The sequence below is a fragment of the Novosphingobium sp. CECT 9465 genome (genome assembly GCF_920987055.1).
In the GTDB taxonomy this organism is placed as follows: domain Bacteria; phylum Pseudomonadota; class Alphaproteobacteria; order Sphingomonadales; family Sphingomonadaceae; genus Novosphingobium.
Window position 1 is genome coordinate 1,029,858 of sequence record NZ_CAKLBX010000001.1, and the last position, 22,037, is coordinate 1,051,894.

The 22,037-nt window shown below is 61.3% G+C and carries 16 protein-coding genes and 2 pseudogenes; 11 read left to right on the top strand and 7 right to left on the bottom strand.

Annotated features, from left to right (window positions below; genetic code table 11):
* Positions 1-118: 118 nt before the first annotated feature.
* The 3 genes from LUA85_RS05045 to LUA85_RS05055 are packed head-to-tail and all read right to left on the bottom strand — an operon-like array spanning position 119 to position 2,633.
* On the bottom strand, positions 119-901 hold the full coding sequence (locus LUA85_RS05045; RefSeq protein WP_231467495.1) for a DUF5131 family protein: 783 nt from the start codon (positions 899-901) through the stop codon (positions 119-121).
* Positions 902-909: 8 nt separating this feature from the next.
* Positions 910-1,998: a macro domain-containing protein gene (locus LUA85_RS05050; RefSeq protein ID WP_231467497.1), complete on the bottom strand. Its 1,089-nt coding sequence runs from the start codon at positions 1,996-1,998 to the stop codon at positions 910-912.
* On the bottom strand, positions 1,998-2,633 hold the full coding sequence (locus LUA85_RS05055; RefSeq protein ID WP_231467499.1) for a DUF4433 domain-containing protein: 636 nt from the start codon (positions 2,631-2,633) through the stop codon (positions 1,998-2,000). The genes LUA85_RS05050 and LUA85_RS05055 overlap by 1 nt, the downstream gene beginning before the upstream one ends.
* A 613-nt stretch (positions 2,634-3,246) precedes the next feature.
* Between LUA85_RS05055 and LUA85_RS05060 the strand changes: the two genes are divergently transcribed.
* The 7 genes and pseudogenes from LUA85_RS05060 to LUA85_RS05090 all read left to right on the top strand — a co-directional run bounded on the left by LUA85_RS05060 (position 3,247) and on the right by LUA85_RS05090 (position 9,749).
* Positions 3,247-5,235, top strand: coding sequence for a ParB/RepB/Spo0J family partition protein (locus tag LUA85_RS05060; protein WP_231467501.1), 1,989 nt, complete (start codon positions 3,247-3,249; stop codon positions 5,233-5,235).
* 167 nt (positions 5,236-5,402) lie between these two features.
* Positions 5,403-6,345, top strand: a pseudogene (locus LUA85_RS05065) (ArdC family protein).
* Between the two features lie 11 nt (positions 6,346-6,356).
* The gene (locus LUA85_RS05070; RefSeq protein WP_231467503.1) at positions 6,357-6,779 is read left to right on the top strand and encodes a hypothetical protein; all 423 of its coding nucleotides are present in this window, start codon (positions 6,357-6,359) and stop codon (positions 6,777-6,779) included.
* A gap of 301 nt (positions 6,780-7,080) precedes the next feature.
* The gene (locus LUA85_RS05075; protein ID WP_046766054.1) at positions 7,081-8,034 is read left to right on the top strand and encodes a DUF2493 domain-containing protein; all 954 of its coding nucleotides are present in this window, start codon (positions 7,081-7,083) and stop codon (positions 8,032-8,034) included.
* Between the two features lie 122 nt (positions 8,035-8,156).
* On the top strand, positions 8,157-8,618 hold the full coding sequence (locus LUA85_RS05080) for a DUF6878 family protein (protein WP_046766053.1): 462 nt from the start codon (positions 8,157-8,159) through the stop codon (positions 8,616-8,618).
* 10 nt (positions 8,619-8,628) lie between these two features.
* A pseudogene (locus LUA85_RS05085) lies at positions 8,629-9,057 on the top strand (hypothetical protein).
* Positions 9,058-9,359: 302 nt separating this feature from the next.
* Entirely contained in the window at positions 9,360-9,749 is a 390-nt protein-coding gene (locus LUA85_RS05090) for a single-stranded DNA-binding protein (RefSeq protein ID WP_007688363.1), read from the top strand.
* A gap of 115 nt (positions 9,750-9,864) precedes the next feature.
* On the opposite strand, the gene LUA85_RS05095 is transcribed toward LUA85_RS05090, so the two are convergent.
* Complete coding sequence (locus tag LUA85_RS05095) at positions 9,865-10,095, bottom strand: DUF6437 family protein (protein WP_231467505.1); 231 nt, start codon at positions 10,093-10,095, stop codon at positions 9,865-9,867.
* Positions 10,096-10,418: 323 nt separating this feature from the next.
* On the opposite strand from LUA85_RS05095, the gene LUA85_RS05100 reads away from it, so the two are divergent.
* A complete protein-coding gene (locus tag LUA85_RS05100; RefSeq protein ID WP_007688359.1) occupies positions 10,419-10,655 on the top strand; it encodes a hypothetical protein in 237 nt (78 codons plus the stop codon).
* A 102-nt stretch (positions 10,656-10,757) separates the two neighbouring features.
* Here LUA85_RS05100 and LUA85_RS05105 read toward each other — a convergent pair whose 3' ends face one another.
* Positions 10,758-10,952 carry a hypothetical protein gene (locus tag LUA85_RS05105; RefSeq protein WP_064566923.1) on the bottom strand — a complete coding sequence of 65 codons (195 nt, stop codon included), beginning with the start codon at positions 10,950-10,952 and terminating at the stop codon, positions 10,758-10,760.
* Positions 10,953-11,378: 426 nt separating this feature from the next.
* On the opposite strand from LUA85_RS05105, the gene LUA85_RS05110 reads away from it, so the two are divergent.
* The 3 genes from LUA85_RS05110 to mobF are packed head-to-tail and all read left to right on the top strand — an operon-like array spanning position 11,379 to position 17,005.
* On the top strand, positions 11,379-11,711 hold the full coding sequence (locus tag LUA85_RS05110; protein ID WP_231467507.1) for a hypothetical protein: 333 nt from the start codon (positions 11,379-11,381) through the stop codon (positions 11,709-11,711).
* Positions 11,701-14,046: a type IV secretion system DNA-binding domain-containing protein gene (locus tag LUA85_RS05115; protein ID WP_231467509.1), complete on the top strand. Its 2,346-nt coding sequence runs from the start codon at positions 11,701-11,703 to the stop codon at positions 14,044-14,046. Before LUA85_RS05110 ends, LUA85_RS05115 begins: the two co-directional genes overlap by 11 nt.
* Positions 14,047-14,080: 34 nt before the next feature.
* Positions 14,081-17,005, top strand: a complete 2,925-nt coding sequence (mobF, locus tag LUA85_RS05120; RefSeq protein WP_231467511.1) for a MobF family relaxase — start codon at positions 14,081-14,083, stop codon at positions 17,003-17,005.
* On the opposite strand, the gene LUA85_RS05125 is transcribed toward mobF, so the two are convergent.
* Positions 17,006-17,647: a S24 family peptidase gene (locus LUA85_RS05125; RefSeq protein ID WP_231467514.1), complete on the bottom strand. Its 642-nt coding sequence runs from the start codon at positions 17,645-17,647 to the stop codon at positions 17,006-17,008.
* A gap of 335 nt (positions 17,648-17,982) precedes the next feature.
* Complete coding sequence (locus tag LUA85_RS05130; protein WP_231467516.1) at positions 17,983-21,981, bottom strand: NACHT domain-containing NTPase; 3,999 nt, start codon at positions 21,979-21,981, stop codon at positions 17,983-17,985.
* Between the last annotated feature and the right edge of the window lie 56 nt (positions 21,982-22,037).

Sequence of the window (22,037 nt, forward strand, 5' to 3'; positions counted from 1 at the left end):
TTCGGCCGCAGCACAGCGGCTCAGGATTCAGCATTTGCTCCATAGGGAACAACGGACTGCGAGTCCTGCCATAACACAATGCCGACCTGGCCAGAAGATACGGTTAGCACTCTTGCGCCTAGAGTGCCAAAGAAGCCTCGGGCATGTCGTCCCAAGCCTTGCCGCGATACATGCGGCCATTGGCCTTCTTCGACCGCTTCTTATTGTCTTCGCCCCAGGTTCCCCACTGTTTGAAGAAGAATTTGGTGCGGTAGCGAATGCATTGAGCGTGAATCTCGTCGATCCACTCTTCCTTGATCGGCCGCGCTGAACGGCCGCTTTCGCCGCCGACGATCGCCCAATGAATGCCGTAAAGGTCGATTGACCCGACCGAGCCAATCAACGGCTCGAACGAAATGAAGCGAACGGCAGCGGGCACCTTCCGCAGAATCTCTACCCTATGCGCTACCGCCTTGTCTTCGACGCTGGTCCCGAGCCAGACATTGGGCAAGACCTCGCCGATGATTTCATTGAGGATCGAGGCCATGCGCTCGGGACGCTTCGTCAGGATCTGGTAATGGTGATGCGGCGTCTCGCGCATCACATGCCACACTTCGAGAATGAAATCGTCAGAGACAGCGTCGTGAAAGAGATCGCTCATCGAGTTGACGAAGATTTTCCGGGGCTTGCGCCACTTCGTCGGGATGGCGAGCGCGTCGCGATCCTCACGGACAAGCCCGGTCCAGACCGTGCGGTTCCCGCTCTGCCGCGTCAGCCCGCTATATTTGTCGACGCGCATCGTCTCAAGGCGGCGCGCCATTTCCATCGCGTAGCAATTTGTACAGCCGGCCGACATGATCGAACAGCCCGCGACCGGGTTCCAGGTCGCGTCGGTCCATTCGATCTGCGTTTCTGCCACCATAGTCTCCGTCAGATGCGTGCGGCCGTTACCCGGCTACCGGACCAAGCCGCCAACCGTTCGAGCGCTATGCCGATCAGACGGTCGTTAAACAACTCATCCTTGCGCGTTGCTGCCTCTTCGCCCGTCGGCCACGCACGAATGCCTCGCCGGATGCCGGTGACCGTCGGCTCGGCTCCGTTTTCGACCAGCCAGTCGACAGTAGACAGCAATTCCATGCCGAGCGGGGATTCGAACCCATCTATCAGCTCGTCGGTCAAGTTGAGCGCTGGTAAATAGGCCTTGCCTTCCGATCCCAGGAACGCCGCGACCTGGTCGCGCTTCGCCTTGTCGAACCAGACGGTATCGAGAGGGGTCGCGTCGGCGATCCGCTTGTCACTATGGAGATAGCTCCCGTCGAGCGCCTCGAGAAGGTGACGCAGCCGACCGGCATAGGGGCCGAATCTATTGGCCTCGAAGCGGAGATCGAGATCGTTTTGGATACCTAGATGCTGGAGACTGCGCTCTGCGAAATAGGCGAGCTTCTGGATTTCCAGCTGAGTGCATTCGAATCCAAGCACAGCGTAACGCCGCACGAGTTCCGCCACCATCGCGCGGGCTGGCGTCAGTTTCTCAATGCCGCTGCGCTTCGCGACATTCTGATACTGGGCGGTCGGCTCATAAATAATCACCTCGACTTCGGCGAGATCGCCAAGCTTGCGCGCGATGAGTTCACGAACAACCGTCCATTCGAGCCCGCCATTGCCGCTGCCAAGCGGAGGAAGCGCGATCGAGCGGATCTTTTTCTCCGCGATCACGCGCTTCAGGTCGTCAAGACCGTCCTCGATCCACTCCATCTTCGAAGGATGCCGCCAATGCTTCTTGGTCGGAAAGTTGATGATCCAGCGCGGCCCCATTAGATCGAGCCGTTCGGTCACGAACATATGTCCGACCTCGACCTCGCCTGCCTTACACGCGGCTTCATAGGCCTTCAGGTTGGTTGGGAACTGCTCCTTGAACATGAGCGCAATGCCCTTGCCCATAACGCCAACCGTGTTGACGGTATTCACCAGAGCCTCTGCGTCAGCCTTGAGAAGATCGCCTTGCGTAAATTTGATCATCAGAAATACCAACTCGGTTTAGCAGCTACCTTTAACTCAATGCCCGCCGCAGCGATACGCCTGCGCAGCTTCTGCGCCTCGGCTTCGTTACAGCACGCGATACCGCGAAGAGCGGCGAGAGGGACATGTTCGTGGATCAAGGCCTCGGCCTGATAGCGCTCGAACTTACCCAAATCATTATTGTCGCGCTTGAAATCACTAGCTTGCAATATAGCCCAATCCACCTCGTCAAGCCTGTCTAAATCATCATAGAATTGCGCCGTTTGAAGATAGGCATGGCTATCCGTAAAAAGAAAGTTGATCCTCTGATCCGCAATATCGAAGAGACTGGAGACAAGAATCACTATCTCTTCATTAGGGCGGCGGGGAACATTGTAGCCCGTCTTAATGTTATACAGCATTGGCGAGCGAGGCGTGAAATAAAAGGGTACATAGTCGCTCAAGGTTCCATGCGGCGCCGCCGGCACTGCCCTCGTATTGCGCTTGTCGATCAGGTCCGGATTCCCGATGTCGACATAGTTCGGATTTATCTGGTTCGCGCTTCGACAATGAACGCCGTGCTGCAATATCCAGTCAATATTGTCACGATGAACGATACGAAAAATGAAGGCCTTTTCAGGCCGAAGATCTTTCATCGGATGGCGAAGTCACCGCAAGGCCGGGCGCGGGAATCTCCATCGCAACAGTCCTTCCAATGACGCTTCCCCAATCGCATAACAGGCTCATATCCTGTTCTGCCCGGAACGCAAACGCCGGATAGTGCCGTTCAGCAGAACCTCCTCAGTTCTCGAATAGAACATAACAAGAACAGATAGCGCTTCGTTTGTCAAGCGTTCGCACTCTGAACGCAACAGAGAGCTAACCGCAGAGAAGGTCCGGCAGATCTTCCGATCCGACTCGTCTAATCAGGCGGCAGCGCTCCAGAGCCATAAAATCTTCCGCTCGACCAAACCGAGCCAGCGGCCGATCCTGCGGTGAATGTCCACTTTGCCGTGACTTCGGCGGACCAGTTGAATGGCCGACATGGGAGCGAAGCCGACGCGGCGATTTATCGTACGGAAAGGCCGCTATCCGAGAATCATGCCCCAGACCTGCCGTTCCGGATCGTCCGCAATAGTCGTCCGTTATTGCCCAGCGCATAAAAGCAGATCTGTTACGAATGCATCAGAGGGGAGGGGGCTTGGTCCTGATTGAGCCGTTTGGGCGTCGATAGTCGATGCACCGGGCTCACAATCAGGAGTGTGTCCCATGATCAAGTCGATCCCGCTGAACAAACTCGTTCAGTCCCCCCGCAATGTCCGCCGCCACAGTGATCCGGCAGCAGATGCTGAACTGAAGGCCAGCATCGCAGCCCGCGGCCTGCTGCAGAATCTCATCGTCAGACCTGCACCCAAGGGCAAATTCGAGGTCGAAGCTGGCGAGCGCCGCCGCCGCGCGATGCTGGCGCTCGCGGACGAAAAGCTGCTCGCCCGCGATCACGAAGTCACGTGCCTCGTGCTCGATGACAGTGCCGACGCCGCGGTCGAGACCAGCCTCGCGGAGAACTTCCACCGCCTCGCCATGAACCCCGCTGACGAAGCCCAGGCCTTCGCCGCGCTCGTATCTGGGGGGGCGACTGTCGAAGATGTTGCACGCCGCTTCGGTCTGACTGTCCGCTTTGTCGAGGGCCGTCTGCGTCTTGCGACGCTTGCGCCCGTCGTGTTCGAGGCGCTCGCGTCCGGGGAGATCACACTCGACATTGCCAAAGCCTTCGGCGCGACTTCCGACCAGGATATCCAGGCCCGTGTCTTCGAGCAGGTCTCCTCTGCCTACTATGCGCCCAACCCGGACAGCATCCGGCGTATGGTCCTCTCCGGCACAGTCCGGGGCAGCGATCCGCGAGCGCGCCTTGTCGGCCGCGATGCCTACATTGCCGCCGGCGGTCGGATCGAGCGCGAACTGTTCGACGACGACGACAGCGAATCCTGGATCGACGTCGCGTTGATCGAGAGCCTCGCCGCAGCGAAGATGGAGGAGCAGGCCAAAGCGCTCGCCGCCGAGCAGGGCCTCGCCTGGGTCAAGCCGACGCTCGATCCCTATGCCAGCCACGACCTGGTCGAAGGGCTGGTCAGGCTTCCCGCCGAGCCGGCGCCGCTCACCGAGGCGGAAGTGACAAGGCTCGACGAGCTCGATGCCTCCTATGACGAACATGCGGCGATCCTCGAGGATGAGGATAGTGCCGAAGGGGCCGTGGCAGCAGCTGAAGCGGCCATCGCGGCCATCGAACGCGAATGCCAGGAAATCCGTGCCCGACCGCCGGTTATCGCGCCGGAGCTTAAGGCCGGGGCAGGAATGGTGCTGGTGCTCTCCCGCGATGGCACGCCGGTTCTCCAGCCGGTGTTCTACGGCGAGCGTCAGGCTGAACCCACCGAAGCCGACGACGGGATCGAAGTCGTTGCAGGCGAAGAAGGTTCGGACAGGCGCCGGACCACCTTGTCGAAACGTCTGGTCGACGAACTCGCGATGCAGCGCCGCGATGTTCTGGCACTTCATGTTGCATCCGATCCCGGGCTGGCGCTCGACATCATGGTCTTCACCCTCGCCGATGCCGATACCCACGACTGGCGGGCGCGCTCTTCGTCCACGCTGCGCGCCCCCGTTCCTGCAGGCCCGATCATCGGCTTCGAAGCCAAGGATGCGCCGGCGAGCAGCGCGCTTGCCGAGCTCAGGTCTGGTCTCGACGAAAGCTGGCGCGCCGGGCCTGATGCAACGTCCCGCTTCGATCTGTTTCGGGCGCTGCCCGATGAGAGCCGGGCTGCCTGGCTGGGCTATGTCGTAGCCCGGTCGCTCGAGGCAAGCCTCAACATGGCGGGCGAGCGTCAGCTGCGATTCCAGGATCACCTCGGTAGCCTGATCGGCATCGACATGGCGCAGTGGTGGCGACCGACTGCGGCCAACTATTTCGACCGGGTGTCAAAGCAGGTGATCCTCGACGCGTTGACCGACGTTGGCGGTCTCGAGCTCTCCTCGCGCTTTGCCTCGGTCAAGAAGGGGGACCTCGCGATGAGCGCGGAGCGCGTCTTCTCTGGCACCTACATCACCGAAGTCGAGGTCCGTGAAAAGGCTCTAGCCTGGGTGCCTGAGGTCATGCGCTTCGCCTCCGCTGCACCGGAGGTTGGTGAAGCCGACATCGAAGCAGCTGACGCTGAGCCTGGTGTCGACGGCGAAATTCATACCCCCCGCGAGCTGGCCGCCTGACCTCCTCCTGACAGGCAAGGCCACTCGCACCTAGAGAAGCGGCCCTTCGGCTTACGCCGGAGGGCCGCTTCCTTTTTGGAAGCAGAGCAGAGGGGGCTCGGGAACCTGTGGCACTGACCGGCGAACCCGTCGCCGACTGTCCAGATGCCTCAATCAGGAGAACCATCATGGCCTACCGCAAGCGGCAGGGCAGCGGCGTGTCGCCCGCCACCCCCATCACCCAGGAAATCATCGCCCGTCTGGAAGCAGGCACCAAGCCGTGGATCAAGCCGTGGCGCGGCGTGCCCGTTTCGCGGCCCCTGCGGGCCTGCGGAATTCCGTACCGGGGCATGAACGTGTTCTGGTTATGGATGGTCGCCGACATGTGCGGCTACGCCTCGCCGTTCTGGATGACCTACAACCAGGCAAAATCGCTCGGAGCCCAAGTCCGCCAGGGTCAGAAGTCGACCATCGCGATCTTCTACAAGAGCTACACCAAAGAGGTGGAAGCCCCCGATACGGGCGAAAAGACCGACGAAGCCCGACGGGTGCTGAAGGCCTATTCAGTCTTCAATGCCGATCAGGTCGAAGGTCTGCCCGAGCGCTTTCATCCGGTCACGACATTGGAGCTTGTCGAGCCCGAAGGGCGCGAGGCCGAGCTCGACGCCTTCTTCGCTGCCATCCCCGTCAACCTGCGCCACCAAGGCTGCGAAGCCTATTACGAACCGACTGCGGATCGCGTCACAATGCCGCCGGTCAGCCTATTCTCTGGGTTCGATCACTACTACGCCACGCTTGCACCACGAGTTGTCGCACTGGACCGGCCATGCGAGCCGTCTGGGACGTGATCTCAAGAACCGCTTCGGCACAGCGGCCTATGCCGCCGAAGAACTCGTCGCCGAACTCTCCGGCGCCATGCTGGGCGCCGAGCTGGGGCTGCCGGTCACGCATCTCGACAGCCACGCCAGCTATATCGAGCATTGGCTCAAGCTCTTGAAGCACGATGACCGCGCCATCCTGACCGCTGCGGCCAAGGCCGAAGAAGCTGCGAGCCTGCTGCTGAAGCTCGGCGGGAGGGTCACTCCAGAGCAGTTCGACGACGCGTCAGACGACGCTGCGCTTGCGGCCTGAGGGAGGATACCATGGGCCGATCGGTCAGCTATCCCAGCGGCGCAATTGTCGCCTTCACGGTGATCGAGGTCGAAATCGACGACGACTGGGAATTCGAGTATGAATGGCTGCGCGACGACCTGCGCGAGCGCGCAGTCCGAGCCTTCCCTTCGCTGATCCCGCATGACGGCTGGCGCGGCAGGGAAGACCGGATCCTATTACGCAATGCCTATGCGGATTTCGGCGTATCGGTCTACGGCGGGCTGGTGGCCGTCTGGATCGCCGAACGCGATGACGGGGCCTATTGGGACGCCGATTGGCGCACGGCCCGTTCACCCCGCGCACAGCGCTGGCTGTCCCAGATCGCATCCCGCTTCGATGCCTTGTTCGGCGACTATGATTGCCTCGGGCATATGTCGAACGGCGAGGGGGTTTACACCAAGCGCGCAGCTTGAGCTCCGCGAGTTGGTAACGCCCAGAGCTTTGGGTTGCCATCCCTGACTGAGCTTTACCGGCCGGTCATGGCACTGCCCGAGCGAGAGAGGCCCTGGGCCAGCCGCCAGTCTTGCGCAACCCGGCTTGGGCGGGCCCGTGTTGGCCTTGCCCCTTCGGGCTCAAGGCCTGCCCGCGCCAGCCCGCCAAGCCGGGTTTCCCCTGACGGGTGCGCAATCCTGCCTGACTGCTGGCCCTGACGGGCTCTCGCTGGCGCAGCCATGAACGGGTGCGTCGGCCTCACGTCAGTCAGGAGGAAATCCCATGCACACGTCATTTGCCGACCAACTCGCCGGGCTCGATCTCGCCGGCTTCTCCGTCGGTCCTGCTCCCCTATCGACAAGCGATTTCCCAGTCCGGGAGGCGGTCGTCCAAACCCTCGAAGCGGTCTGGTCCGATCTTTTCGCCATGGTGTCCGGGACCGCTCTTGAAGCCGACGCCGAGGATCTTGGCTGGGCCTTCGTCAACATCTTTCACCGCTCGGCGGAACGCAAATCGACTGCCCTTGACCGGGCGACCGACGAGGTCCGCGCGCTGATTGCTACGGCCGATGGATCCGAGGTCCACACCCATGACCTTGAGACCCAGGTTGAGCGGGCGCAATGCGCAGAAAGCGCGATGCTGGCACTCGAAGAGATGCGCGAAGTCGCAGCAGGCCTATACCTCAACGAGTTCGGTTCCTCCTGGAAGCCAGTCTCCAGTTCTCGCTTCAATCACAGTGCAATGCTGACCTCGGCGCTCGTCGAAGGTCGCGACTTCCTGCGCGCCCGCGCCGAGGCCAAACGCCGTGCGGCCGTGCCCGAAGGAACCCCGGTCGTGTTCGCCGGAGGGCGCACCCGTCATGCTACCGAAGACGATGCGCTGACCTTCGGCAACAATGTCTGGGCCACGCTCGACAAGGTCCGCGACCGCGTGCCGGATATGGTCTTGATCCATGGCGGCGACACCAAGGGCGTCGACCGTCTGGCTTCGAGCTGGGCTGAACGTCGCGGCATCCCGCAGGTGACATTCTCGCTGGATATGCGCCTGGGCGCCCGTGCCGGCTTCAAGCGCAACGAGCGGATGCTTTCCCTCGATCCGCGCTACGTCATTGCGTTCCCGGGTAATGGCGTACTCGAACGCCTGGTGATCGAGGCCAAGGCTCGGCGGATCACCGTTGTCGATCGCCGCGGGCCCCTCGGTACCAATCCGAAGAACACTTCGGCCAGGACCGACTAGGGCCCTGACGGTCTTCGCGCCAGCGCCGGATCGGCGCTGGCGTCGCCCATCAGAGGAAAGGCGTGCGCCTGTCGGTTGGAGCCAGCAAATGGTCGTTGGCTCCTTTCTACAGGAGGTATTCCATGATCGATATCGAGGCCGTGATGGCCGACTTTGCCGTTCTTCAGGCCCAGCGGCAGGCCCAGGTGGTCGCAGAGATTCAGCAGCTCAAGACCGTCATTCTCCCGCGCTTGCAGGAAGCCGGAATCGCCCGCGTCGAGATCCGCTTTGACGGCTGCGGCGACAGCGGTGCTGTTGAGGAATGCGCGTGCCTCGATGCCGCTGGTGCCGCGATCGCGTGCCCCGATGTCACCATTCTGGAAGACGAAGCAGGCAACTCGGATGGTGACGGTTCCGCGGAGCTGCACTCACTCGGCCAAGCTCTCGAGCAGCTGACCTATCTGGCGCTCGAACGTCACCATCCTGGCTGGGAGATCAACGACGGTGCCTGCGGCGAACTGGTGATCGATGTGGCTGAAGCGACCTTCGTGCTCGACTGCAGTCTGCGCTTCACCGCGACCGATGATCACAGGACCGAGCTCTAGGAGACCTGGCATGGCACATTGCTACTACCACGCCCTCTCGTCGGTCCGAAAATGGGGCGGCACGGTCGATGACTATCTCCCGCTGCACCAGTGGTTCGACCAGTCGAAGGCTATTCTCGCAGCCCCCCGTCATCGCGCGCTGCGGCACCATGCCGAGGGGATATTCATGCTCGAAACACTCTTCGGCGAGACCCTCGTCAATGCCGATGGCCGGGTCGTTCCGGTGCGTCTGGTCGGCGAACAGCACGTACGCTAGCCCCAAGGCTCTATCCCCTCCTTTGCGGACTGGGCGCGCTTGATCACGCCGCAAGCCTGGATGCTTCGAGGCAACCCTCTGGACGGCGCTGAAGGGGTGACGATCGATATGCCTCTCCCCGGCGAAGCAGTTTCGTCCAGGAATGAGCCACCGGTTGGAGGAGCGGTCAGTACGATGATCTAGGAAGGGGTTCTCCGGTGGAAGGTGGGGAGGGAATGATCCGGCCAAGACCGGAGGGAAACGAGGCAGGGCAAACCTGTTCAAGGCATCCAGCTCCACCCGGCTTCGATGCAAACCTGTCCCTGAATCACCCCCCGTCGAGACGCGCAACCCGGATCAGGTCCGGCCGAGTTGCCGGGCTGTGCCCGGCTGCCCGCACCACCCGAACCAGTTCCGGGTTCCCCTTCGGTGCGCTTCGCCGCGGGGTGCTTCTGCTCGGGTTTGCAGCCGGGATGGACCCGGAATGCTCGATCAGGAGAAAGCCCATGACCAATCTCGTTATCCTCGTTGGCCGCATCGCTCGCGACCCCGAGACCCGCACCACCCAGGGTGGAACCAGCATCACCTCGATCTCGGTCGTGACCGACCGTCCCGCCCGCAAGGATGGCAAGACCTACAAGGACGAAAACGGCTACACCGCCAAGGACAGCGAATTCCACCGGATCACCTGCTTCAACGGCCTGGGCCAGAACGTCGCCAAGTACTGCACCAAGGGCCAGCTCGTGACGGTCGAAGGGCGCATCCACTACACCCAGTGGGAAGATCAGAGCGGCACCAAGCGCTACGGCTGCGAGATCATCGCCGACAAGGTCGACTTCCTCACCAAGGGCCGTTCGGGCAGCAACGAGGGAGCCCCCGACATCGACGAGGACTGAATGTCCTCACCCTGCGACAAGGCCCCGGTGGCAGACGCCATCGGGGCCTTTTCCTTTGTACGCCGGCGATGCGGCGGCGCGGGGCATCGAACCCCTTGCCGCCGCGGGGTGGGCTTTACGCGGGAGCAATCCGCTTCAGCGTTTCCTCGATTCCGAGTGCCATTGCTCCTCGCACGATCTGACGCAGTTGCGCTGGTTCGATCGTCTCGGCGCCGCACTCGATCAGCAGCTTTCCGAGTTCGGTCGCTGCCTCTTCGCGGAGACGAGCCTCCTCGTTCTCGAGTTGAGCACGCTGTTCACGCAGCTTCCTCAGCGCATCGCGTGCAGTAGGTTTGGACCTGGCCATAGTGCTTCCTTCTTGCAGGCCGTTGGTCCCCTCCGCTCCCGATCTTGGCACTGCGGGGGCATGTAGGAAAATGGTTTGTGGGGCAGGCGTCTCGCTTCTGCGCAGGCGTTGGAGAGGTCTCTCTCGCAGAAAGACCAAGTCTGATGCGGGCTTTGGGGCTGCGTCAAGGACGACGGGGCCCCACCATTTTTACCGGGCAAGCCCGGCAAAAATCGTTGCCCCCATCGCCGCTTCGCGGCCGCTATCGCGGTCCCTGACCCAGCCCGTCACCCACATCCTTCGCAGCTCCTGATGCGACGCATCAAACATCAGGAGGAAAGATCATGTACGCTTCACTGAACATTGCCGCTGCTGGTCCCGCCGCCGATCAGGCAGCCTTCGTTGCAGCCCTGGATCAGGCCCATGCCCGGTCCTTTCACAGCTACTTCACACAGTACGTCCTGACCGATGACGAGGCAGGATACATCGCGGTCGATGAAGGAGATTACGGTGCCTTGCCCAAGGCCATGCTGGACCGTGTCATCGACACCGTGCCGGGCCGTCTCAGCGATGAATTCTGATCCGCCGGTTTGGGAGGAAGTCCGTCAGGGCTTCCTCCTTTCTTTTTGCTCGCAGACCGTTTCGGCATCACTCAGCCGGGACGGGAAGGCGGGTCGCAAGCGTCAGTCGGGCGTATCGGGACGGTCGAGATCGGTGAGCCGCTCTGGCATATCCAGGACCTTCAACGCCGCGGCCTCGATTGCCTCTGCCTGCGTCGGGAAAGCCTCGGAAGAACTGATCGATACCCCGTTCGGGTAAGTGACTGTCGCCTGGAAGCCGTTGCCCTTCGGTGTCGCACTCAATGTGACCTGGCCCATGCCGCGCTTCCTTGCTGCCCTGAATAATGCCCCCATCATAGGCATCGATCTCGTCTGTGCCTATCGCGATCCGAGGGGCGGCAAACCTACCCAGCGTCCCAGAGATAGGGGTTTGCAAACCGCATCATCCGTTACAGGCTCAATAGCCGGTTCCTGTCCTCGCAGTTGGGGACGGTTGAGCACACCCTACGCGACTTCTCGCATTGGACAAAAGCCCGGATTTGCTGAGCCGTTGGCGCTTCTTTGAGGCTTTGACGTAGTCAAATCATATTGATTTAAAGTCGAATTTTGCAAATCACTTCGATTGCAGCTGGCGAAAAATCCGACAGCGCCTGCGTATTTATGTTCTTTACTTGTTCTCATCGATGATTTAGAAAGAGGCCACTTTCGCAGTGCGTGCCAGGCTCCCGGTCAGGGAGTCATTCAATGTCACGACCAATATCGCTTCAGGTCTACGTAAGCCCTGAGCTCGCTGCGCGGGTGCGGGTTGCCGCTTCGACAAACGGTCTGCGCGTCAGCGAATGGTTGCGCGGCGTCGTGCTGCGCGCCTGTGCTGACGAGGTGGGTGTCACCAGCGATCGCAACATCCTGATCAGGCTCTATCGCCAGTCGCTTTTCTCCATGGTGGGCGTCGATGCCCTGCTTGCAGGCCATGCCGATCACGCATTGCGCGAGCGTGTGCACACGGCATTCACCGCACGCTGCCGGGCTGCAGGCGTTGCTGAAACCGCTGACGAGGGAAGCGATCATGAAGCGTAATCTCGGCAATTTCACGCGCGGGAGCCAGCTGATCGAGCACTTCAGCTTCATGTTTGCAGCAGGGCTCAAGGCCCCGCTGATCGTGGGGCTCGTCGTTATGGCCTGGACCACATGGGACGTGCTCTCGAGGGGGCTGTCGGACCACGAGGTCTACTTGTGCTGGATGCGCGTTTACCTGGCCGGTTATCGCTTCATGGAGTTCGATCCGGCAAAGGACGTGGTTCTCAGGTTGTCGTGGGGCGGTAGCATGACATTGCCGATCGCAATGCTCGACAACTTCCCGCCAATCGTGCGGGCATGGAGCCATATGACCGGTCTGGCAGTGCATGCGCTGATGGTATCCGGCCTGCTGCTCGTGCCCCTTTTCGTACTCTGGTACTGGCTCGCGTCCCTGTACGGAAAGGTCGCCAAGCAAAGGAAGCATGAGCGCGGGTCGAAGATCGCAACCATGCGCGAGCTTGTCCGGCAAGTACGAGACTTCAACCGGCAGGAACAGCGCAAGGAATGGCGCGCTGCGCTCGGCTGGCGATGGATATTCTGCAGCCGTACCGAGCTGGCAAAAGCATTCCCCTACAAGCCATCGTCAATCGCCGGCATTCCCTATCCCTGGCGGCTCGAGCAGAGCCACGCGATGCTGATCGGTACCACCGGCATGGGCAAGACCGTTGCGCTTTCGGACATGGTCGCACAGGCCCGGGCGCGTCGGCAGAGGGCAGTGATCTTCGACCTGACCGGGCACTTCATCGAGCACTTCTACGACCCAAAAAGCGATGTCATCCTGAACCCGCTCGATGCACGTTGCCCTCAGTGGAGCGTATTCGACGAATGCCGGGACGAGGCCGAATTCACGGCAGCGGCAGAAGCGCTGGTGCCCCACGACGGCGGCGGTTCGGAGCAGTTCTGGGTGCTCGCCGCACGCCTGCTGTTTGTCGAAATGTGCCTCAAGCTGCGCGCACGCGGCGCTGCCAGCAATGAGGCGCTCTCACGCCAGTTGATGACGGCCGACTTGTCCGAAGTGCACAATCTGATGCGCGGAACGATCGCCGATCCGCTGACGGCACCCGAGGCTGCGCGCATGGCAGAGTCGATCCGCGCGGTGTTCAACGCGAATGCCAAGGCGCTGAAACTTCTGCCGCGCGAGGGCCCACGCTTTTCGGTTCGAAAATGGATCGAGGAGGACACAGGGGATGGCGGAATTGTCTTCATCTCGGCACGCTATGTCGACCTCAGCGTCTGTTCGCAGCTCCTCACGGTCTGGCTCGATACGGCGATGAATTCGCTGATGACACTCGAGCGGACAAGGGACGTGCGGATCTGGTTCTTCCTTGATGAACTGGGGGCATTGCATCGCCTGCCGGCTCTAGAAAAAGGCCTCCAGACTGCACGCAATTTCGGAGGCGCGATCGTCACCGGCATCCATGCCTATGCCAAGCTCAAGGAGGTCTACGGCGAGAATATCGCGATGACGCTGTCCTCGCTGGCCCGGACCAAGCTGATCCTGGGCACCGCCGATCCCGACACCTCGAAGTGGTGCGCGACGTTCATCGGCGAGCACGAAGTCTACGATATGGAGGAGGGCTACACCTATGGCTTCAACAATGCCCGCGATGCGGTCAGCCTGAGTGCGCGCAAGAGTACCGAGATGCTGGTCATGCCGAGTGAGCTCGGTGACTTGCGGCGGCTGACAGGCTACCTCAAGTTTCCTGATGGCTTCCCCGCAGGGGCCATCGTCTTAAAGCCCGTAGACCGCAGGAAGTGCGCCCAGGGCTTCATCCGTAGACCCCTCGATAGCCAGCCAACTGGCAAAGAGGATGCGGACGGATCGGCAGGCCAACAGGACGGTTCGGACCGCGTGCAGGGTGGCGACAATCGCCCTTCGGCCAATGATGATGGTGCCGGGCGGCGGGTTACGCCCAAACAAGGTGAGCTTGCCCTCGGAAGCCCAGTTGAAGGCCAGCGAGAACCGAAAACGGACCAGCCGGGACTGGTGGCCACAGACCTCACGGCTGCTTCTGGCGATCCACCGCAAACCGGGCCGAAGTCACCTATCGGCCGCGATAGTGTCGCTTCGACCCGACCTGAAAGCACCGGTGCGGGTGCAACTGATCAGGACGCGAGCCGAGGCGTACATGTCGGTCGTAGCGGCCGAACATCCGGGCAGGGTGAGGGTGCTGAGCCGGATCGCATAGGCGAAGGTGCCTCAGATCAGGTGGCGCCACAAAGCCGATCGAGCGCGTCACTGCCACTCGCCGATCCTCGACGCGTGGCCCTTGAAGGCGTGCCCGAAATCGAGCCCGATGCGCGCGATCTCGGCCAGTTCGACATCGAGATCTGAGACACGGGAAGCTCGTCAGAAGGACCATACGGCCATGCTCTCTGTCGCCAATGTTCGCACCGCTGGAGGCGCTGCAAGGTACTTTGCCGCGGACAATTATTATTCGCGAGCAGACGCAGATCGGTCGGGCGAGTGGTTTGGCGCAGGCGCCGAAAAACTCGGATTGTCAGGGCAAGTCGAGGTCGATGCCTTCGAGGCGGTGCTTAAGGGATTTCTGCCGGATGGCACCCGGCTCGGCACCGACAAGCGTCCTCACCGCGCCGGCACGGACCTCACGTTCTCGATGCCCAAATCCTGGTCGCTCCTGGCTCTTGTCGGGGGCGACCGGCGTATCCTTGATGCCTATGCTGGGGCCGTGCGCGAAACGCTGGGCTGGGCCGAACGCAACCTTGCCGAGACCCGTATCGAAGTGCGTGGCAAGGACCGCGTCGTTGCGACCGGCAATCTCGTTGCTGCGCTCTTTGTCCATGATACGAACCGCAATCAGGAGCCCAATGCCCACATTCACGCCGTGATCGCCAACGCAACGCAAGGGCCAGACGGCAAATGGCGTTCGCTGCGCAACGACAAGCTGTGGGAGCACAACACACTGCTCAATGCCATGGTCATGGCGCGCTTTCGCCTGTCGGTCGAGCAGCTGGGCTACGAAGTAGGCGAGCGTGGCAAGCATGGCAGTTTTGAAGCCGCAGGCGTTCCCAAATCAGTCCGCGATGCATTCAGTTCGCGGCGGGCAGAGGTTCTGAATGCCGTGGCCCATATGGCTAGCCAGGGACCTGCTGCCCGCGACGCGGCCACGCTGATGACCCGCGCGAAGAAGGCCGAAATCGAGGACCGCGCTGCTCTTGTCGACGCCTGGCGGACGAAAGTTGCCGAAATCAGATTTGATCCGGCACAGGTTATCGCCTGCGCCAATTCAAGGGCCGCGTCAGGCTTCGGGGAGGTCGGTCGTGCGGCCGCCGCCGTCCAGAATATCGCGACACGGGCGAAAGACCTCGCATTGGCTCTTGCGGCAAAGTTCGGACGCAATGCCGGCGACCCTCTGATGCCGTCCCGCATGGCAGGGCGAGACGCGCAGGAGATTGCGGCGATCCACGCGGTCGCCTCGGCGGTGCGCCATCTGTCGGAGCGGGAAGCGGCCTTCTCGAAGGCCAGTATCATTCGCGCTGCATTGGGCTTCGGGCTCCCTGCCGCCACGCCGGCGATTGAAAGGCGGATCGACCAGCTCGTCCGTCAGGGTCAGCTTGTGCGCGGGCGAGGGGCGAACCGCGCAATGCTGACGACGCCCCACGCAGTGGACGCCGAGACGCGGATCATTGCGGCCGTGGAAGACGGGCGCGGTCATGGCGAGCCAATCGTTCATGCAAGCGAGGCAGGAGCACGGGCCCAGGCACTGTCGCAATTGCGCTACGGGATGACATTGAACAGGGGCCAGGAAACGGCGGCCCGACTGTTGTTGGGTTCTGCCAACCGGATTGTCGCGATCCAGGGTGTTGCCGGGGCAGGCAAGAGCACTGTCCTGAAGCCCGTGGCTGAAATCCTGCGAGAGGAGGGCAGGGCGGTTCTGGGCCTTGCGGTACAGAACACGCTCGTTCGCATGCTCGAGCGCGAGACAGGCATACCGAGCATGACGGTCGCGCGTTTCCTCGGACGATACCGCGACCTTCTGGACAATCCGGAGTCGGCGCGCCTTCAAGCAGCCCGAGCCGAAATGCGCGGGTCCGTCGTCCTGCTGGACGAAGCCTCGATGGTGGGCAACGCCGACAATGAGAAGCTGGTGCGGCTTGCCAATGTTCTCGAAGTCGCGCGCTTTGCCAGTATTGGCGACCGTAAGCAGCTGGGTGCCGTCGATGCCGGCAAGCCCTTCGACGTCATGCAGCGCTCCGGGATCGAGACTGCCGTCATGGACACCAACTTGCGCGCCCGCGACGCGAGGCTTCGCGATGCGCAGGCTGCCGCGCAGGAGGGAGACATCTCGGGGTCTCTGGAAAAGCTTGGCATGGATGTGCTCGAGGTGCGCGAAGGCGCTGCCTTACGGGCCGCAGCGGCTTGGCTCGCACTATCGCCTGACGATCGTGAGCGCACCGCGATCTATGCCTCCGGTCGCGCTCTGCGCAGTGAGATCAATAGTGCCGTGCAGACGGGGCTTCGAGCGAATGGGGAGCTGGGTCGCGAGGCAATTGCGCTCGATGTCTTGTCGCGCGTCAATGTCAGCCACGAGGAACTGCGTTATGCGGGGAGCTATCGTCCCGGCATGATCCTCAATGTCGATCGAACCATCCGTTCGCAGAAGATCGGCAGGGGCACCTGGTCGGTCGGGGATATTGACCTGAAAACCGGTCGCATCGCGCTTGCCAACGAACAAGGCGCGATCGCATCGTTTCGCCCCGACAAGTTGCGGCCCTCGCGCGAAAATGCTGTCATGCGCGTATTTGAGGCCAAGTCGCTCGAACTGAGGGCCGGTGATCGTATCCGCTGGACCGATACCGATCATAAGCGTGGCCTTGTGAATGCAGATCAGGCACGCATTACCGAGATACGCGATGGGAAAGTCTGTCTAATCACTTCTACCGGCATTACACACGAACTGGCGCAAGCCGATCCAATGCTCCGCCGACTGGACCTTGCTTACGCCCTCAACGCCCATATGGCGCAGGGTCTCACGTCCGATCGCGGAATTGCCGTCATGGACAGCCGCGAGCGCAACCTCTCCAACCAGCAGACGTTCCTCGTGACGATCACGCGGCTGCGGGACGGACTTACATTGTTCGTCAACAACGCATCACGACTCGAGGCCGCAGTCGAGCGTAACCCTGGAACCAAGCAATCCGCGATCGAGACGATCGGAGCGCTTCGGGAGCCGGCAGCAGCCGGATCAAGCAAGGGCGATGAAGTCGTGAGCGAAAGGAAAGAACCAGAGCGCGAACGCGCGATCGTGAAGCCCTGGGAGATCGGAATTTGATTACAGCGGTCGGCCAAACCACAGCACGCGGCCGACAATGTTGACGGCGCGACGGTGAAGCCCCGACCAGGTGGGATAGGCGTCGTTGTCGCTGATGACCGAAATCTTACTGCCCTGCGGTTCGATCGCGATCCGTTTGACATTGAGTGCGCCGTCCATGCGCAGAACGTAGATGCCGTCGCGCAGGCGACCCAGTCCATCCGCACTGTCGACAAGGACGTCGTCTCCATCATGCAGCGTAGGCTCCATCGAGTCCCCGCGCACGCAGATTATCGAGAGGTAGCTTGATCTCGATGGGGTCAGGCGCCGAAGCCATTGCTTTGGAAAGCCAAACTGCGTTGTCTGACCCTCGCTATCGGCGATTGCGCCATGACCCGCAGACGCTGCGACGTCGAGCACCGGAATAGGTATGAGGTCATGCAGGTCCGCAGGGCTTGGCGGCGTTGCTCCCAGTTCGGCAGGCGCAACGCCAAAGAATGTCGCCAGCGTTTCGCAATCGCGATCCTCAAGACGACGCGGACTGCCTCTGCGTATATACTGCTGGATGTATGCCGGATTGCGGCCGATCAGGCGTGATAGCGCCGAATAGTTGCAACCACGCTCGCCGATCAGTTGTTCAAGCCTGGCACGCGCCTCGTCCATCTCACCATTCCCGGACAACCAGGATATTCCTGGAACTGAGCATGCAACCTAAGGAGAACGAACAATGAACGCAATGCAGTTTGTCTTTCGAGCTATCGATCAAACGACATGCCGCATCAGCTGCGTCGCTCAGTTTGGCGGCAGTCATTGACCGGGATTGGGGACACTCCGGTTAGTCCGCTTTGGATCGCTGGCCCGACAAAACCGCCATACATTCATCGCCGCAATCTACAGTCTGGGACGGCCAAGGTTGGAGATGGACAGTCCGGCACGTCCGCTTGATCGCGGCAACCAAAGGCTATCCCAGCTCTCGACCCGTATCGCGTCTGACATCGTTAGCGCCGAAGCCTAGCCGCCCGTTCGCTGACTTGCCTATTCGAATCCAAATGTAGCCGATCGGCATGCGCGGTGATCGCCTCGGCGGAAAGGTAGTGGTCATTGAGGATGGCCATTGCATTGAACCGCAGGCGATCAGAGGGCGAGCGAAGCATTTGCTCGATCCGATCGATTTGCTCACCGCTCAGGTCTGGCTTATCCCGCAGTACCTCGCCCAGTTCATGCGGTGAGAGCTTCGCGCTTTCGATCTCGGCGAGAAATCCGTCAAAGGCTTCGGACGAGGCTATTATCACTTTTCGGAACTGTGCCTTTCCCACGTCCTTGACGTCAGAGCGACTGTCGCTGCGCGAAAGCGTGAGAACTTTGTCTTCTTCTCCGAGCAGGATAAGCGCGCGAGCCAGCGTGGCGCGAGGACTTCGCGGGATTGCGCCGCTGCCCGTCGGATAAGGTTTTTCGTGCGCTAGCCAATGCTGCCAGCTACGGTCGATGATATTCGTCGCACCCATCGCAGTAAAAGAGTCAGGGTCACGCTCGGCCAGATGCTCGACCAAGTCCGCCGCAGCGCATGCGCTCTCGACTTCGACCGCAAACAAGCCGGTTTCCAGCACGCTCATCAATTCGCGCGTGAGCAGCGCACGCCACTTAATCAGCCCATTGAACAGGTACTGGGAACCGCGCCGAAGCGGACGAGCCAATTGAGACATCGTCAATGTTATACGGGACTGGGGGCGCAATTCGCCGGCTATGCCAGCGCCCGCCGCGAGCGCGAAGCCTTCTCCTTCGCGATACAGGCGCTCGACGCAGGCTTCCAAACTGGGCTCGTCCAGGCAGTGTTCGAGCAGGTTCGCCGCCATCCACACGATCCACTGAGACGGATGGTGAACGGCGGCCTCGATCTTGATCATATCGACTTCTTGATTGCGCGCAATTTGCCATGCGGGCGTGGGGGGATCGACATTTTCAAGCAGGTGCAGCAGGCGGTAGGGCCATCGCTGGCTCACCGGCTTTTGGTATGACGCTCGGAGAATGTACTTGGCTCGGGCAGCCTCGCTACGCAGGAAGACCGGATCTATCCCGCTGATGGCGGCAAAAACCTGAAGCACATGCGTAGCGGGCGCAGGATCGAATAGCCTTGACCACGCCCACACGTCGGAAGCGGGCACTTCCGACATATTGCTCATCTGCACGAAGGCGCTGAGATTGAGCAGGCGCGTGAAATCATCGAATTCGGCCTCTTCGACCTCATCGCCCGCGAGAGCGTCGAGCACGAACTGGTCGCCGCGCAGTTGGGCCTTGTCCCAATCATCGCCTAGATCGAAACCCATGAAAGTATTGCGCTCGTGCTCGATGCTGACGTTCCAGCCTTCCCGCCCGATCAGTTCACGAGCGCGCTTGGCGAAGTCGTAATTGTGCCGAGCAATCAGGTTGAAGATCTTGCTGATTACCGCTTCGGCGTCGGATCGTTCGCAACGTGCCACAATGGCCAACGCGGCGGCTATCGCCAGTTCAGACGTGAGGTCGCCGGCCTCCCCACCGCGCAGGACCATGCCTCCACCCAGACTGGTTTCCATACCTATGCAGCCGGCAGAGATCGCGGGCTCGATCGCATCAATCAAATCGTCGACATCGTAAAACTTTGGGCCAGCGGCGACGAGACAATTCCAAGCAACGAGCCTTGCCCAAACTGGCGGCGCATGGCGGATCCCCGCTGCCTGCGGGGCGACATCCTCGGGAAAGTGCCTCGCGATGACGATCAACGATTTGCCAAGGCGAGACGCCTTGGGCTCGCGGTTGTCGCCGATCAGGTCGAACACTGATGCCAGTAACCGCTCGCGCGTATGTGCTGAAATTCGATCGGGCACTTCCGCGAGTAGGCGGGCGCCATATGCCAATTTTTCCGCGAGGTCCGGGCTGCTCTTAGGGAGTCCGGCGATCTGCGCCGCGATCTCCTCTGCGGGACCGCGCAGCCCAGCGAAGCGTAGAACCTCGTTCCAAGCGCTGTCCGACATGCATTGCTGCAGCGCTTGTTGTTGGCTTAGTCCTTGCAACCAGCAAAGATGGCGCGCGGCTGCGAACTCGCCGAGGCTCTTGTGAATGAAGCCGTAGACGCGGATCGTGCCGGCCCCGACCCGCTCGATCAGGCCAGTGTCTTCCCAATAAGCTATGGCCGCTTGTACGATGCTGATCGCCCTTAGGAAGGGATCGCCCGTTTCGGCGGCGAGATCCGTGGCGCAGAGACGTTCCACTTCAGGACACGGCAGGAGGGGCTGGCCCGTCAGGTGCCAAGCTAGGATATCGAGCGAGCGATTGAGCACCGCTTCAGGGGCAGGTTTGGAGACCGAGCGGCGCGGAATGTCGTCGACGAGTGCGAAGATTTGCTCAAACAATGTCTCGCGAGTGGTCCCTAGCGTTTGACCGCTCGCCAGCACAGCGGCCGCCATGCCTAGCAGGAGCGGTGTGCGCCCGACGATCTCGCAGATTTCTTTATTTTTCAACTGCTCTGCGACGAGCTTGGACCACTTGGCCTCCTCACGGCCGTCGGATAACGCCGCCAGCAACGATGCAACATGTCGGGGCGCTTCCGACGGTTCGAGCGGCACAAGATCATAGTGGCGCCATTCGGAAAAGTGCCCGGCGCGGTATCCCACCGGGCGGGTCGTGACGAGGATCCTGCTGTCGGGATAGCCCTTTGCGAACCGCTCGACCCCATCGGCGACCTCGTGCTGCAGGTCGCCGCATTCGTCGAGGCCATCGCCGAGGAGCAGCCAATTCGACCAGCCCGCTCGTCGTACTTCTTCGACAGATAAGCCGCTGCCGTCCAAACCGTGGCGGAACACGGCCTCTTCGAAAGTCATACCCGCACGCATGCTCGCCGCGACCGTCGCAAGGCGAACCCGGAGGACCGGAACCCCGTCCTCGCTGTAGCGCCGCACGATCCGCTTAAGCATCGTAGATTTGCCGAGGCCGGGACCAGCCACGACGACGACGCGCTTGATAAAGCGGCCCAGCGTTTCCGGATTGACCGTCTGGCTGTCCCGATCCCGCGAGAGTCGCTCCCAGCCGTGATAGGCCTTGAGCGCGTCGGCAAGACTGAATTCCCCATCCATGGCCGGATCTGCGGGTGTTGTTCGCACGACAGCCACCAGAGCAAGCCAGTCGTGATCGATTTGGAGCGGCTTGCGGCATCCGATGATCGAGAAGGTCGTGTGGGCTTCGAAGTTCCAATGGGTCACGCGCTCGAGCAGAATGACGGGTCCCGCAAATGTGTCTGCTTTAAGAGCGATCTGACGGGCGCGAAGGCAGCGCACGAGACTGGTGAGATCACGCCGGCCGCGCCTTTCGATCAGCGCGTCGGCATCGGCCTCAAGTGCCAGCCAGGCATTATCGATCTGATCGCGTCGCTCGCAGAGTTGACCTAGGTCGGCTTTGGCCGCGTCGATCGATGCCGCATCAGCGCCACTCAACGCCGAAACCGTGACCAAGCGAAGCCTGCAGCAGATGTTTTGAGGGTCGATGCCCGCAACCTCGAGTTTGGCTACGAGTTCCAAGCCGATGGCGCTCATCCCTTCGGTGAGGCCGTCACCAAGGCGGCGAATGTCGCGAGCAAGGAAACGGCGCAGCGTCTGGCTGCTGTTAGGGCAAACGGCCAGGACTCCAAATGCGATATCGCCTTTCGATAATCCATCGGCGAGGTTCGACACGGCGTCCCATAGGTCTTGGCCTTTCTTGAGACCGCGCTTGACCTGAATTTCTGCGACTTCACCGCCCACAAGATCTACGCGAATGTCGTCACCGGGGCCATTTGTTTCCGCCGTGACGGCAATAGGAACGTCATGGATCAGCCCCTCTAGCCAGCCTAGCGCAGAGCCGCGCGCCATACGAACCAAACAAATGGCCGTAACCGCCGCCTGGAAATTCATGCCGCCACCCGTCGCCGCGCCGCCTGCGGAGCGGCGAGCTTCGATTTTTTCGGCCGCTGCAGCGACTTCAAATTCCATATTAATTGAATGGTTCCTCTTGGATTTCGGTTCGTGTCAGCATGATTTTATGCTGC

Bases quoted from the DNA above. Each gene is read 5' to 3' on its own strand.
- LUA85_RS05045 (WP_231467495.1), bottom strand. From the start codon at position 901: ATGGTGGCAGAAACGCAGATCGAATGGACCGACGCGACCTGGAACCCG.
- LUA85_RS05100 (WP_007688359.1), top strand. From the start codon at position 10,419: ATGTACGCTTCACTGAACATTGCCGCTGCTGGTCCCGCCGCCGATCAG.
- LUA85_RS05075 (WP_046766054.1), top strand. From the start codon at position 7,081: ATGCACACGTCATTTGCCGACCAACTCGCCGGGCTCGATCTCGCCGGC.
- LUA85_RS05130 (WP_231467516.1), bottom strand. From the start codon at position 21,981: ATGGAATTTGAAGTCGCTGCAGCGGCCGAAAAAATCGAAGCTCGCCGC.
- LUA85_RS05115 (WP_231467509.1), top strand. From the start codon at position 11,701: ATGAAGCGTAATCTCGGCAATTTCACGCGCGGGAGCCAGCTGATCGAG.
- LUA85_RS05070 (WP_231467503.1), top strand. From the start codon at position 6,357: ATGGGCCGATCGGTCAGCTATCCCAGCGGCGCAATTGTCGCCTTCACG.
- LUA85_RS05050 (WP_231467497.1), bottom strand. From the start codon at position 1,998: ATGATCAAATTTACGCAAGGCGATCTTCTCAAGGCTGACGCAGAGGCT.
- mobF (WP_231467511.1), top strand. From the start codon at position 14,081: ATGCTCTCTGTCGCCAATGTTCGCACCGCTGGAGGCGCTGCAAGGTAC.
- LUA85_RS05125 (WP_231467514.1), bottom strand. From the start codon at position 17,647: ATGGACGAGGCGCGTGCCAGGCTTGAACAACTGATCGGCGAGCGTGGT.
- LUA85_RS05055 (WP_231467499.1), bottom strand. From the start codon at position 2,633: ATGAAAGATCTTCGGCCTGAAAAGGCCTTCATTTTTCGTATCGTTCAT.
- LUA85_RS05080 (WP_046766053.1), top strand. From the start codon at position 8,157: ATGATCGATATCGAGGCCGTGATGGCCGACTTTGCCGTTCTTCAGGCC.
- LUA85_RS05095 (WP_231467505.1), bottom strand. From the start codon at position 10,095: ATGGCCAGGTCCAAACCTACTGCACGCGATGCGCTGAGGAAGCTGCGT.
- LUA85_RS05060 (WP_231467501.1), top strand. From the start codon at position 3,247: ATGATCAAGTCGATCCCGCTGAACAAACTCGTTCAGTCCCCCCGCAAT.
- LUA85_RS05110 (WP_231467507.1), top strand. From the start codon at position 11,379: ATGTCACGACCAATATCGCTTCAGGTCTACGTAAGCCCTGAGCTCGCT.
- LUA85_RS05090 (WP_007688363.1), top strand. From the start codon at position 9,360: ATGACCAATCTCGTTATCCTCGTTGGCCGCATCGCTCGCGACCCCGAG.
- LUA85_RS05105 (WP_064566923.1), bottom strand. From the start codon at position 10,952: ATGGGCCAGGTCACATTGAGTGCGACACCGAAGGGCAACGGCTTCCAG.